Below are 12301 nucleotides of genomic sequence, written 5' to 3' on the forward strand. Positions count from 1 at the left end.
CCTGCTTGCACCGTCGGTGAGCCCGGTTACCCGAACTGCTTTCCAGAGTTGCCTAACCGCGGCGGTACATGGGCCTGAGAGATTCCTGGGGAGGATTTGCTCCTACGGCGCCTGACTGGATGTACCGGCAGGACTCTCCCGCCGCAGATCAAAAGCGTTGTGTCACGCGAGTGACACGCTTCACACCATAGCGTGGGGTTTCGCAAAAGTGCAAGCAAGCGGCCCCTACCCGTGCATGGCCTCGTGGATCTGAAGGGCGAACCAGAGCTGGGCCACCGTGGAGGTTTCACCCATGTCCAGGCCCGTCAGCTCACCGATTTTCCGGATCCGGTAGATGATGGTTTGCCGGTGCGTGAACAGGGTTGCCGCCGTCTTTTGCCAGGACCGCTGCGAGTCCAAATACGTCCGCAACGTGACAATGAGATCGCCTTCCTGGCTCTGCTCGTAGTCGAAAACCGGACCCAACAACCGCCGGACCAGAGCCGTTCCCTCCTCAACCCCGGTCAGGCCCAACCAGGACGGGCCCTGGGCATAACGGGCCAAACCCAGCTTGTTGGCCCGGGCCGAACCGAGCGCCCAGAGGGATTCCTGCAACGCGCGTTGGATATTCGCAACGGCTGCCGGCGCACTTATCCCGATCGCGGCATCCACACCGGCGCAATGGACCAGAACTTCTTCTGCCGTGTCCGCCGGGACCACCACATGGAACCTGTTGTTCCGCTTCAACGACGCCGACGCAACCCCGTGCCGCCACAGTTCGATGTGGACGTTCGCCAGCCGGTCGCCGTCGTCGGCTGAGATCGAGGCGACCACGAAGCCCTGTGCCGGAACCTCGAAAGCTGCCAGCCTGCTTTCCATGTCCGCCGTGCCGAGCCTGCCGTCGAAGGCCTGGAGCAGGAACTCGCCGGCCAGGCGGTGGCGGCCTTCCAAAGATAGGACGATGCGCGAAAGCTGCAGTCCCAGCACGGTTGCGGCGTGCAGGAGCACGACGGCGTCCGGGTGCGGTTCGCTGTTGGGCAGCACCACCAAAAGCGCATTCGCGTGGGTGGGGATATCCATGGTCAGGACGTGCCTGCCCCGAACACGGTGCCACTGGAAGTTCTTCCCGGCAGGGGTCACCTGCCCCGACGACGGCGCCCAGGCATCAGCGAGGAACTCCGGGAGTGCCTTCCCATCGGGGTGCCAGGGATGGAGGCAGCGGCGATCCACGACGAACAGGTCCGCGTCCAACTCGGTCGCCAGCCGCTGTACGAGGCTCTGCCAATGGTCCTCGGAGGCACCTGCGGTGCGGAGCAGATCATAGACGCGCGCCGTCTGCCGGAGCCGACGGGACTCTTCGAGCAGCGAGGACTCCGCAACCGACCTGGCGATCGCGATGAACGGCAACGGATACGGAATGTTGACCAGGGGCAAGGGGAGCCGATCGCACGCCGCCAGGAATTCCGCGGTCAGGGTCGGCGCGTGCATCTTCTCTCCGATGGCCAGGGCGCTGGCACCGCTGTCCATCAGGGCCTCCGCGAGCGCCACTTGCCCGTCAGCGTCCGCCGGGATGGAGAGGCCGTTGGTCATCATGAGTTCGCCGCCCGTGACCCACTCCCAGAGCCGGGGCAGGTCCGAGGTGTGAGCCCACGTGATGCGGTTATCCATTCCTGCCGAGCCGGCCAGGATTGTCAGGCCCAGCTGCGGTTCGGCGACGAGTTCAGCGACGGTGATTGCCATGCCTTGGCCTCCCGGGGTGTGCCGGATGGTCGCCAGCACCGTTTAGACAAATGTATATGCAACTTAATCATTTGTAGTCGATCTACAGATAGTCGGAGTGACGCCGGTCACCCAAGAATTGAATGACTACTTCCCCGCTCCCCAAGAGCACTCACGAGAGAGGGTTGCAATGAGCGCAACAAGCAACCTCATTGACGATGCCCCACTGACCGCGTTCCACAAAAAGCTGACGTTCTTCGCCTCCGGCGGTCCGTTCATCGATGGCTACGCGTTGTCGATCATCGGCATCGCCCTGATCACAATGACCCCCGGACTGCAGCTGAGTACCGGGGAAATTGGACTGATCGGTGCCGCCAGCCTGGTAGGCATCTTCTTCGGCGGCGCCGTCTTCGGGTGGCTCACGGACAAGATCGGCCGCCACAAAATGTATATTGCCGACCTCATAGCACTGGCCGTCTTCTCGCTGCTGAACGGCTTTGCCACTGAGGTCTGGCAAGTAGTCCTGTGCAGGTTCTTCCTGGGGATGGCCATCGGCGCCGACTACCCCATCGCCACGTCGCTCCTGGCAGAGTTCCTGCCCAAGAAGCACCGCGGCCGCCTGCTTGGGGCCACCTTTGTGGTCTGGGCTGTTGGCGCAGCGGTCGCCTACGCCGTCGGATTCCTGCTCCGCGACATGGGGCCGGACGCTTGGCGCTGGATGGTCGCCAGCCCGGCGATCTTCGCCATCATCACCCTGCTGTGCCGGCTCGGGACACCTGAGTCGCCACGCTGGCTGCTGTCACGTGGTCGCCGTGAGGAGGCTGATGCAGTCATCAAGAAGGTCTACGGACAGCAGTATGGGCTGGCTGATATCGCTTCCGACAGCGAGGGACCGGCGAAGCAAGGCAGGCTCCTGGACATTTTCCGGGGCCAGTTCTGGAAGCGGACGTTGTTTGTTTCCATTTTCTGGACAGCCCAGGTGATCCCACTCTTTGCTGTGTACACCTTCGCCCCTGACCTTCTGGCATCCTTCGGAATGCACGGAGACGCCAACCTCTACGGAGGATCGTTCTTGATTTCCATGTTGTTTGTTGTCGGTGGCATCCCCGGACTGTGGCTGGTGGAAAGAATCGGCCGACGCCGGCTGCTTCTCTGGAGCTTCGGGGTCATCGTGGTGGCCTTGGCCATCCCGGCTTTCATTCCCGACGTCCAGGCCGCGCCGTTGTTCATCGCCTTGGCCGTATTCGCTTTGGCTTCCGGCGCCTCCAGCTTCCTCGAAGTCGTCTACCCCAACGAACTTTTTCCCACCGAAGTGCGGGCAACGGCAGTGGGTTTTGGTACCGCCATCAGCCGCATCGGATCTGCCGCCAGCACTTACCTGATGCCCATCGCAATAGTGAGCTTCGGCGCCGCCGGTTCCCTGCTCATCGGCGCCGTGATCTCCCTGGTCGGTTTGGTGGCGACCTTCCTGCTCGCGCCGGAAACGGCCAACAAATCCCTTTCAGAACTCACCTCCCGTAAGAATCCGGGCACCCCGGAGCCGAATAAAGTAACCGAAGGATCCCTGTCATGACCACTCACCAGCCCGTCGGACCAGTCGATGCCACCAAGGTTCCCCGCTTCGCAGGATTGGGTACCTTTGCCCGTCTGCCGCAGATTGACCGCGTCCCCGACTACGACATTGCCATTGTCGGCGTACCGTTCGACGGCGGTACCTCCTACCGCCCAGGGGCCCGGTTTGGTCCGGCCGCAGTCCGCGAAGCCTCCCGCCTCCTGCGCCCTGGTTACCACCCGGAGCTCGATGTGGAGCCAGTCAACGAAGTCCAGGTCGTGGATGCAGGGGATATCGCCTGCACTCCTTATGACATCGCCCGTGCCATCCGCGAGATCGAGGAGCAAGCCCGTCCGCTGATCAGCCAGGACAGGAAACTCATCTCCATCGGCGGCGACCACACCATCGCGCTCCCCATGTTGCAGGCGCTCAACAAAGTGCACGGACCAGTGGCGCTACTCCATTTCGATGCCCACCTGGACACCTGGGACACGTACTTCGACCAGCCGGTCACGCACGGAACAATCTTCCGGAGGGCGTTCGAGGAGGGCTTGCTGTTGGAAGACAAGTCGATGCATGTGGGTATCCGTGGTCCTGTGTATGACCGCAACGACTTCCTGCGCGACCACGAGTTCGGTTTCCAAATCATTCGCTGCTCGGACCTGGATGTCATAGGCGTCCCGGCGGCGATCGACCAGGTCAGGCAGCGGTTGGGCGACACCCCCGTCTACGTTTCCATCGACATCGACGTCCTGGACCCGTCCTACGCACCCGGCACCGGCACCCCGGAGATGGGTGGTCTGCATTCCCGGGAGCTCCTGGCACTGCTCCGCGGACTCAACGGCATCAACATCGTGGGCGCCGACGTCGTAGAAGTGGCACCGGCGTATGACCATGCCGACATCACCAGTGTTGCCGCAGCAACTGTGGTGTTTGACCTCTTGGCCCTGATGGTCAACCGGGGAAAGGGCGCCAGCGTGTCAGGCTTCGAACTCGAAGAAGCTACAGCCTGATCCTCAGGGGCGCCGTCCCGCACTGAGTGGGGTCAAGTTTCCTCCCTGGTCACTTGACCCCCACTGGAAACACCGGAATGGTAGTTTGATTCCTGCTGAGGCAGACAACGCACCCAACCGGAGGACCATCCATGTTTAAGGGTTTCAAGGACTTCATACTTCGCGGAAACGTGATCGAACTGGCTATCGCTGTCGTTATCGGCAGTGCATTCACCGCACTCGTCGGAGCTTTCACCAACCACATCATCAACCCGGTGATTGCCGCCGCCGGCGGCATGAACGCCGAAGGCCTGGGCTTCAAGATCTGGGAAAACAACCCCGCCACCTTTGTTGATTTCGGCGCCGTGCTCACCGCACTCGTGACCTTTGTGATCACCGCAGCCGTGGTCTACTTCATCTTCGTGGCACCCATGAACAAGATCAACTCACTGGTCAAGGACCGCCTCTCCACCGAGGAGCCCGAGGAAGAGCCGCTTCCGGCCGACACCGCGCTGCTTGCCGAGATCCGCGACCTCTTGAAGGATGCACCCGCCGCCCGCGGAAATGCCCGGGACTTGGACGACGACTCCATCCGCTAGGACAGCCCGCCGCACATCCCTGTTGTTGCGGTCTTTCACGTTTGGCCACGTAGAGCCCGGTACTACCCCTGAGGGAGTGCCGGGCTTTACTTTTGTCCGCCCCGATACATGGGCCACTCACCGGGCAGGAACAGCCGGCTACCCGGAAGTAGCCGGAACGTGACGCACCAGCAACGGGTTCGAAACAGGCGCGGGGCAGCATGAAACCATGAAGCGCAACCCGAGGACCCCCGTTACCGCGGACCTGCTGTGCGATGTCTGCGGCCAACTGCCCGAACCGCCCAAGGCCAGGCTGACCCTGGCCAACATCGCGGTCATGCTTCCCATTGAACTTCTGGTCCATGCAGCGGTGGTGGAAACCCATCTTCCCTACCTGGCCAAGGTCCTGCTGCTCACCGTGACCGCGACCGTCCTGGTGATCTGGGTTGCCGAGCCCTCCGCCGCGAAGGTCCTCAGGCGCTGGTTGCACGCCCCGGCACTCCGCCACCGGCACAAGCTGAACATGGCGCCTGCCCTGTGGCGGGCGCGGACCCTCGTGCTGGACCAACCCGGATCCCTGCAGAGGATCACCCAGTCACTCGCCCGTCTGGAGACCAACATCCTGAGCATCCACGTTCATCCGATGGACGGCGCCGGGCCTGACGGCAGCGTCATGGACGAGTTCGTCCTCTCCGCCCCGGGCGAGGTCACCGAGGTTGAACTGCTGAAGGCATTGGACGACGGCGGCGGGCGTGGGTCCCAGGTCTGGCCGACCACCGCGCTGGCCATGGCCGACGGACAAACCAGGGCCCTGAGCCTGGCCGCCCGGGTCGCCGGAAATCCTGCTGAGCTCCCACACGCCTTGGCTGAGCTGCTGTCCGCAAAAGTAGTGCCCAACAGTCCGGAACGTCGGCCACCCGGGGCCGCGACCGCCGTCGTGGGTTCCACGGATGTGCTGAAGGTTCCCACCGCCTGGCATGGTCCACTCCTGTTCTCCCGCCCGGGCGAGCCGTTCACTCCGGCCGAATCCGCGAGGGCCCATCGCTTGGCTGAACTGGCCGAAATCCTGGCTTACGGCCCTGCCCCCACCCCGGCGAGGGACTGACGGTATCCCGGTCGCCTGCAGGATTCGTGTCGTGAGGCACTCCTGGACTTCCAACGTGCGAATATTTGTCCACCATTCGCATCTTTCCCATGGGGGACCTTTGTCTGAAAACACTCACTCCGGCACGCCCGAAACTGCCGGGAACAACACCAACACACCCGAACCGCAGTACGGCGTACGGCTTCCCGAAGGGACCGGCCCGGACGTTCCGGCATGGCACCCGGAAGCCCAACACATCCAAGCAATCTACGGCCAACCCATCTCTGTTACTCCCCGCGAAGACGTGGGACGCGGAGCCCTGTTTGCACTGGCTGCCCTGCCCATCGGCGTTATCTTGTGGATGGCCATATGGAGCCTCGGGTGGATGTCCTCCCTGGTGACATTTGCCGCCGCCGTCATGGCCGCTAAATTCTACGTAGCTGGCGCGGGAGCCCTGAGCCGAAAAGGCGTGTGGATCGTCGTCGGCGTAACTGTGGTGACGGCACTGTCGTCATTCGTCGGTGGCGTGTGGCTCGACGCTGTCCAGTTCCTCGGCCGCGAGCCCCTGGCCATGGTCATGAATTCCGAACCTTGGGCCCTGATGGCCAACAACCTCGCATACAACCCGGAGTTCATCAGCGGATACATGAAGGACTTCCTGCTCGCGCTGCTCTTCGGTGCCCTTGGATGCTTCTTCACCCTGCGCCAGATGTTTACCGCAACCAAGGCCTCCTAGGACGGGCGGCGGCTGATTCCGCTGCGTTCCTTCCCCGTTGCTTCTCCGGCGTCACCGCGTTTTTCATTCGACACGCGGTGTCCCTTGGGTCTGGCATGGAGCAACCGGGGAGGAACTCGGGGTCGGCCCCCGCGGCGGGTTAGTCGCCGTCGATCTTCTCCAGCAGTTTGCCCAGAGCATCACGGATGTCGTCGTAGTCGTATTGGCCCGCCCTGCTCTCCGCCGAGATCACTGCACAGCGGTGGACCTTTTTGAAGTCACCGATCGGGAACTTGTAATGTCCCTTTTGGTCATCCGGATGCTCGTCGTCCACGCCGAGGAACCACTTTGAGTATTCGGCATGTCCGTGTTTGTCCAGGAACGAGTTTTCATCCCCGGTGGAAGGGGCATGCTCGCTCCAGTCGTCCCTGGTGTCTTTGACGGCCTTGCCATCACGGATCAGGTGCTTCGCGTTCTCGAATGCCTTCTTGTTGAGTTTCACGGTCATGGCTCAACCTCGTTCATGGTGCGATCGGAAAGGACAGGTTACTTCCTATCGTTCACCTTAGGACGCGGACCCCGAGTCGAAAAGACCCCTGCCGCCAGCAAGCCGGGGCCCGGACCTTGGGGAAGGAAGCGAACCCCTATTTGAGAATGCGGACCTTGACGGCCACACCGCGTTCCTTCATCACCAACCGCCGGCCAATGGGGCCTTTCTGGCGGAGCCACAGGACGCTGCCATCGAACGTCACCGCATCCACGACTCCCTCGTCCACCACTTCCTTGCCGCTCAGGACCTGGACAGTTTGACCCACGAGTGATCTCCAGTCGGACACCCGTCTGCCCCCTGATCGATCAAAGCTGACCCCGAACAGCGAATCTTTCGCACCCTGTTTCAACCGACGACTCCTCGCGTCCTCTACAAACCCTGTACAGGAGGTGTGCTGCCACGGCTCAGTCCATGACGCGATTCCCGGCCAAATTAATCCATGCCCACAACCTAATGACGCTACAGTGCCTTTACGGCGCCGAGTACCTTGGTCAACGAGTCCTTGGCATCACCAAACAACAGCGTGGTCTGGGGTTCGTAGAGAAGTTCGTTCTCAATCCCTGCGAACCCGGGACGCATGGAGCGTTTGAGGAACACCACCTGCCGTGCGTCAGCAACCTCCAGGATGGGCATCCCGTAAATCGGTGAACCGGCGGTGGTCTTCGCGGCGGGGTTCACGACGTCGTTGGCGCCTACTACCAAGGCGACGTCCGCGGTCTTGAATTCGGAGTTGATCTCGCTCATTTCCTTGAGGGACTCATAAGGAACATTGGCCTCCGCCAGCAGGACATTCATGTGTCCGGGCATGCGTCCGGCGACGGGGTGGATGGCGAAGTCCACTTCGATTCCGCGCGATTCCAGGGCCAGCGCCAATTCAGCCGCCGTGTGCTGCCCTTGAGCCACCGCGAGGCCGTAGCCGGGGACGATGATCACCCTTTGCGCGTACCCGAGCAGGACCGCTACGTCCTCGGCACTGGACGAACGCACCGGCCGCTCACTCACAGCGGTGGATCCGGCCGTGGACCCGCCTTTGAAGGCGCCGAACATAATGCCGGCAACACTGCGTCCCATCGCCGCCGCCATGGCCCGCGTGAGGATGGTGCCCGACGCCCCAACCAAGGTCCCGGCCACCAAAAGCAGCACGTTCCCCAGCACCAGTCCGGACGCAGCTACGGCCAACCCCGTAAACGCGTTCAGCAGGGAGATGACGATCGGGACATCGGCCCCACCTACCGGGAGCACCAGAAGGACGCCGGCAACGAGGCCAAGAACCAGGAGGATCAACGCCAACAGCAGCGAACCGTTCAGGAACACTGCAACGCCAGCACCCACTGCCGCCAGCAGCACCAGGGCCATGAGCGCAGGAAGCCCGGGGAAGGTCACAGGCCGGGTGGTCATGAGGCCTTGGAGTTTCGCAAAGGTCACCCCCGAGCCGGCAAACGAGACTGCCCCCACCAGCAAGGTGAACACAATCGCCAGGCGGACCCAGGAGTCGCTGGTGTGGGAAAGCTCCAGCAAGGCAACCAAGGCCGCAGCGCCACCGCCCACGCCATTGAAAAGAGCCACCAGCTGCGGCATCTGCGTCATTTGCACCCTGCGGGCAACCGGAGCGGCCACTCCGGCACCAACGGCCACAGCTCCCAGTATCCAGGGCACGTTATCCAGCTTCACCGACACAAACACGGTCACCACGGCCAGGAGGGCTCCGACTGCCCCGATCAGGTTTCCCCGCCGGGCCGTGCGCGGCGAGTTCAGGCCTTTGAGGGCAAGGATGAAACAGGCTGCTGCCGCAAGATACAGGAGTGCCGTCCAGGTGGGATTCAACAGTGTCACGGGCGGCGCTCCTCAGCCGCACCTGCTGCGGCGTCGGCTTTCGACGGCGGCCGCTGCCTTCCCCGGAACATCTCCAGCATCCGGTCCGTCACCACGAAACCGCCCACGAGGTTGGCCGTGGCCAGGACGACAGCGAGCAGGGCGACCGCCAACACCCAGGGATCGCCTGCTTGGCCCGCCACGATGATGGCCCCCACCAGGATGATGCCGTGAATCGCGTTCGCCCCCGACATCAGGGGTGTGTGCAGGGTGCTGGAGACTTTGGAAACAACCTCAAAGCCCACGAACACGGCCAGCACAGTGATTGTTAGCAGGCTCATGCCGTCCATCAGCGCTCTCCTTCGGTCCCGGGGTGGATACTTCCGAAGGGTGCTGGCCCGCCGGCAAGGGCGGCGAGTGCTTCCGCCGTGGGTGCGTGCCGGACCGTGCCTTCGTGGGTGAGGCAGGTCCCCGCCACCACTTCGTCCTCGAAGTCCGGGGAAACCACGCCATCCCGGGTCATCAACGCCAGCAGGTTGGCCACGTTCTTGGCATACAAGCGGGAGGCATCTGCGGGCATCGCCGAGGCCACATCCTTCATTCCCACCAGGGTTACTGTGCCTTGGCCGTCGCCGGTGGGGATGGAAATGTCCTGCCCGGGAATGCTTCCCTCCACGTTCCCGCCCGATTCCGCGGCGAGGTCCACCACCACGGATCCCGATCTCATGCCCTGCACCATGTCGCGGCTGACCAGTAGGGGCGCCCGCCTGCCCGGAACCGCAGCAGTAGTAATCAGCACATCGGCCTGTGCCACGTGCGGTGTCAGAAGCGCCCGTTGAAGCGCTCCCCTGTCCTCGCTGAGCTCCCGCGCGTATCCCCCGGAGGCCTCTGCTGTCTCGAGGTCCAGCTTGATGAACGTTCCGCCCATGGAGGCAACCTCGTCGGCTGACGCCGGCCGGATGTCGTTGGCCGAGACCCGGGCGCCTAGCCGTTTGGCTGTGCCGATGGCCTGCAGCCCGGCCACCCCTGCCCCCAGCACCAGAACGCGGGCCGGAGGGATGGTTCCGGCCGCAGTCATGTACAGCGGGAAGAACCGAGGCAGCCGCATAGCGGCCTCCAGCACACAGCGGTAGCCCGCCACAAGCGCCTGGGAGGTCAGTGCGTCCATGGACTGGGCCCGTGAAATGCGCGGTACGAGTTCCAATGCAAAAGCGGTGATTCCGCCGGCCGCGAGCGCCCTAACGGTAGGCAACTCCGACGACGGCGACCCCAGGCCAACGGTGACGCAACCCCGGCGGAGGGCTCCCGCCGTCGACGGTTCCATGGGACGGACGTGGCAGTAGACGTCCAGCGATCCGAGGTCCAACGACCCCACCACGGACGCTCCTGCGCTGCGGTAGTCGTCGTCACTGTGGCCGGAGGCGAGCCCCGCGCCGGATTCAACGTCCACCGCCAGGCCGAGGCCCACTAGTTGCTTGATTGTTTCCGGCGTGGCTGCCACCCGCCGCTCGCCGTCGAGCGCTTCGCGTGCTATGCCTGCTTTCACCCGCCACCCCTCTTCCGGAACGCTCCAGAAACCAGTTGGCATGAGTCTATGACCGCGAGGGTCCGGGCGGGAGTAGGGGGCTGCGCTATGTGAACAAGTCCACTAGTGTCGGTTGAGTCGGGTCAACCCGCCACCACACCGTCGACGAGCCGGTTCCGGCCGCGCCGTCGGAAAGGAACGCCGCTATGGACACCTTCAAAATCGGCTATTTCGTTGGAAGCCTGGCCAGCAATTCCATCAACAGGGTCCTCTCCAAAGCGCTGATCAGCGTCGCACCCCCGGAACTCGAATTCCATGAAATCGCGATCAAGGACCTTCCCCTCTACAGCTCTGACTACGATGCCGACTTCCCGCCCGCGGGCCGGGAGTTGAAGGATGCCATCGCGGCGTCGGACGGGATCCTGTTCATCTCCCCCGAATACAACCGTTCCATCCCTGGCGCCTTGAAGAACGCCATCGACTGGGGCTCGCGCCCCTGGGGCACCAACTCGTTCGCACGGAAACCCACCGGAATCATCGGCGCTTCGCCCGGTGGCATCGGCACTGCAGTGATGCAGTCATCCATGCGGAGCGTTCTGAGCTTCCTGGACGCGCCGCAGCTGAATGCGCCCGAGGCGTACATCCGCTTCGTGGCAGACGCGTACGACGACGACGGTTCCGTTAAGGACGAAGGGACCGCCGCGCTGTTGCGCCACTATATGGAGGAGTACAGCGCGTTCGTACAACGCGTCCTGGCAGCCAACGCGCCGGGACACATCGGCGACCCGGAACCGGATTCGGCCAAGCTCACGCGTTAGCTGTATTGGCGAGGGGCGGGTGCCGCTCTTCCTGGGGCGGCACCCCGGGACCACGAGGAAAGGTCGATGTCCGCGCGGACGTTCGACGGCCCGGTGGTTTGCGTTTCCGCATTAACGCCGACCGCCGGCCTCAATGAGGTCCTGAACCTAGGAATGGTCGTTGGGGTGTGCGATTATCGGACGGCTTCCGCTTGCGTATAAGGTTCGGAAAGACTTGACCGGGTGATCCATTTGGATCACTCCACAAGCGCGGAAGGGCATTTCGGCATCGAACGACTTGGGGATTGAATCGTCATGAAATTTTTTAGGGTACAGGTTCGGCTCTGGCCCGTCCTGCTGATCATGGGTGTGGGTATTGCGGGACTGGGCGCGGCCTTTGCAACTGGCGGACTTAATGCCCTGGCTCTCAGTTCGATGCTCGGCAGCAGCTCCAACGAACGAGATACGCAAGTAGTCCAGGCGGTCACGCGCGTGCAGGAGGTTGCCTTGGTAAGTCTTCACATCGAGGGTGTCGCGAGGCATGAAAGCACAGGGGAAATTCTCGGCGTCGCCGTACCTGCCAGCGAGAAAACGACACTGATCCAGTACAAGTTCAACGCAAAACTAGGCATCGATGGGTCACAGGTCAAGATCGAAAAGAACAGCCCATCATCGTTCCGGGTGACCATTCCTCAGTTCGTCGGCATCGGCTTCGACGATCCGGTGTTCGAAGACCCAATGGAGAGCAGCGAAGCGCTTAGCTGGCTGACGCCGCCCGCCGTTCAAACCCGCATGATCAACAACATTCTCAGCGACGAGAACAAGCAGAAATATATAGCCCAAAACGAGGCCGCGCTTCAGGAGCAGACCAAGACGTTCTACTCCGGAATCATCACAGGCGTCGATACCGACGCCGAAATCGTCTTTGAATTCGCAAAGTAGCGTCAACGGCCAGCTGCCCTGCTCCGATGTGCCACTCAGGAACGTCCACTTTTCTG

At 62.8% G+C, this 12301-nt stretch carries 13 protein-coding genes and 1 riboswitch; of the genes, 7 read left to right on the forward strand and 6 right to left on the reverse strand.

All coding sequences use genetic code 11. The features are described from left to right. Window positions 1-52 precede the first annotated feature (52 nt). A riboswitch (glycine riboswitch) is annotated at window positions 53-151 on the reverse strand. Window positions 152-225: 74 nt separating this feature from the next. Beyond that, on the reverse strand, window positions 226-1719 hold the full coding sequence (locus JMY29_RS19220) for a PucR family transcriptional regulator (RefSeq protein WP_189076558.1): 1494 nt from the start codon (window positions 1717-1719) through the stop codon (window positions 226-228). Window positions 1720-1888: 169 nt separating this feature from the next. Here JMY29_RS19220 and JMY29_RS19225 point away from each other — a divergent pair, with 169 nt between their 5' ends. The 5 genes from JMY29_RS19225 to JMY29_RS19245 all read left to right on the forward strand — a co-directional run bounded on the left by JMY29_RS19225 (window position 1889) and on the right by JMY29_RS19245 (window position 6640). Next, the gene (locus JMY29_RS19225) at window positions 1889-3271 is read left to right on the forward strand and encodes an MFS transporter (protein ID WP_189076559.1); all 1383 of its coding nucleotides are present in this window, start codon (window positions 1889-1891) and stop codon (window positions 3269-3271) included. Next, window positions 3268-4263 carry an agmatinase gene (speB, locus tag JMY29_RS19230; protein WP_018780333.1) on the forward strand — a complete coding sequence of 332 codons (996 nt, stop codon included), beginning with the start codon at window positions 3268-3270 and terminating at the stop codon, window positions 4261-4263. The genes JMY29_RS19225 and speB overlap by 4 nt, the downstream gene beginning before the upstream one ends. A 131-nt stretch (window positions 4264-4394) precedes the next feature. Further along, window positions 4395-4841 carry a large conductance mechanosensitive channel protein MscL gene (gene mscL, locus JMY29_RS19235; protein ID WP_189076560.1) on the forward strand — a complete coding sequence of 149 codons (447 nt, stop codon included), beginning with the start codon at window positions 4395-4397 and terminating at the stop codon, window positions 4839-4841. 208 nt (window positions 4842-5049) lie between these two features. Further along, window positions 5050-5925, forward strand: coding sequence for an amino acid-binding protein (locus JMY29_RS19240; RefSeq protein WP_189076561.1), 876 nt, complete (start codon window positions 5050-5052; stop codon window positions 5923-5925). Between the two features lie 100 nt (window positions 5926-6025). After that, window positions 6026-6640 carry a hypothetical protein gene (locus tag JMY29_RS19245; RefSeq protein WP_055973358.1) on the forward strand — a complete coding sequence of 205 codons (615 nt, stop codon included), beginning with the start codon at window positions 6026-6028 and terminating at the stop codon, window positions 6638-6640. Between the two features lie 139 nt (window positions 6641-6779). On the opposite strand, the gene JMY29_RS19250 is transcribed toward JMY29_RS19245, so the two are convergent. The 5 genes from JMY29_RS19250 to JMY29_RS19270 form a co-directional block, all read right to left on the reverse strand. Beyond that, window positions 6780-7127 (reverse strand): hypothetical protein, encoded by a 348-nt coding sequence (locus JMY29_RS19250; RefSeq protein WP_018780337.1) that lies wholly within the window; start codon window positions 7125-7127, stop codon window positions 6780-6782. A gap of 136 nt (window positions 7128-7263) precedes the next feature. Then, complete coding sequence (locus JMY29_RS19255) at window positions 7264-7434, reverse strand: hypothetical protein (protein WP_018780338.1); 171 nt, start codon at window positions 7432-7434, stop codon at window positions 7264-7266. 194 nt (window positions 7435-7628) lie between these two features. After that, a complete protein-coding gene (locus tag JMY29_RS19260) occupies window positions 7629-9002 on the reverse strand; it encodes an NAD(P)(+) transhydrogenase (Re/Si-specific) subunit beta (RefSeq protein ID WP_189076562.1) in 1374 nt (457 codons plus the stop codon). Next, window positions 8999-9331, reverse strand: a complete 333-nt coding sequence (locus tag JMY29_RS19265) for an NAD(P) transhydrogenase subunit alpha (RefSeq protein ID WP_055973351.1) — start codon at window positions 9329-9331, stop codon at window positions 8999-9001. Before JMY29_RS19265 ends, JMY29_RS19260 begins: the two co-directional genes overlap by 4 nt. After that, window positions 9331-10527, reverse strand: a complete 1197-nt coding sequence (locus JMY29_RS19270; protein ID WP_055973348.1) for a Re/Si-specific NAD(P)(+) transhydrogenase subunit alpha — start codon at window positions 10525-10527, stop codon at window positions 9331-9333. Before JMY29_RS19270 ends, JMY29_RS19265 begins: the two co-directional genes overlap by 1 nt. Before the next feature lie 185 nt (window positions 10528-10712). On the opposite strand from JMY29_RS19270, the gene JMY29_RS19275 reads away from it, so the two are divergent. Both JMY29_RS19275 and JMY29_RS19280 read left to right on the forward strand, forming a co-directional pair. After that, the gene (locus tag JMY29_RS19275) at window positions 10713-11324 is read left to right on the forward strand and encodes an NADPH-dependent FMN reductase (protein ID WP_018780342.1); all 612 of its coding nucleotides are present in this window, start codon (window positions 10713-10715) and stop codon (window positions 11322-11324) included. A gap of 294 nt (window positions 11325-11618) precedes the next feature. Then, on the forward strand, window positions 11619-12245 hold the full coding sequence (locus JMY29_RS19280; RefSeq protein WP_079582931.1) for a DUF4230 domain-containing protein: 627 nt from the start codon (window positions 11619-11621) through the stop codon (window positions 12243-12245). Window positions 12246-12301: the final 56 nt, after the last annotated feature.

It is taken from the genome of Paenarthrobacter nicotinovorans (assembly GCF_021919345.1).
Taxonomy (GTDB): domain Bacteria; phylum Actinomycetota; class Actinomycetes; order Actinomycetales; family Micrococcaceae; genus Arthrobacter; species Arthrobacter nicotinovorans.

Bases quoted from the DNA above. Each gene is read 5' to 3' on its own strand.
- mscL (WP_189076560.1), top strand. From the start codon at position 4,395: ATGTTTAAGGGTTTCAAGGACTTCATACTTCGCGGAAACGTGATCGAA.
- JMY29_RS19250 (WP_018780337.1), bottom strand. From the start codon at position 7,127: ATGACCGTGAAACTCAACAAGAAGGCATTCGAGAACGCGAAGCACCTG.
- JMY29_RS19240 (WP_189076561.1), top strand. From the start codon at position 5,050: ATGAAGCGCAACCCGAGGACCCCCGTTACCGCGGACCTGCTGTGCGAT.
- JMY29_RS19225 (WP_189076559.1), top strand. From the start codon at position 1,889: ATGAGCGCAACAAGCAACCTCATTGACGATGCCCCACTGACCGCGTTC.
- JMY29_RS19275 (WP_018780342.1), top strand. From the start codon at position 10,713: ATGGACACCTTCAAAATCGGCTATTTCGTTGGAAGCCTGGCCAGCAAT.
- JMY29_RS19265 (WP_055973351.1), bottom strand. From the start codon at position 9,331: ATGGACGGCATGAGCCTGCTAACAATCACTGTGCTGGCCGTGTTCGTG.
- speB (WP_018780333.1), top strand. From the start codon at position 3,268: ATGACCACTCACCAGCCCGTCGGACCAGTCGATGCCACCAAGGTTCCC.
- JMY29_RS19220 (WP_189076558.1), bottom strand. From the start codon at position 1,719: ATGGCAATCACCGTCGCTGAACTCGTCGCCGAACCGCAGCTGGGCCTG.
- JMY29_RS19280 (WP_079582931.1), top strand. From the start codon at position 11,619: ATGAAATTTTTTAGGGTACAGGTTCGGCTCTGGCCCGTCCTGCTGATC.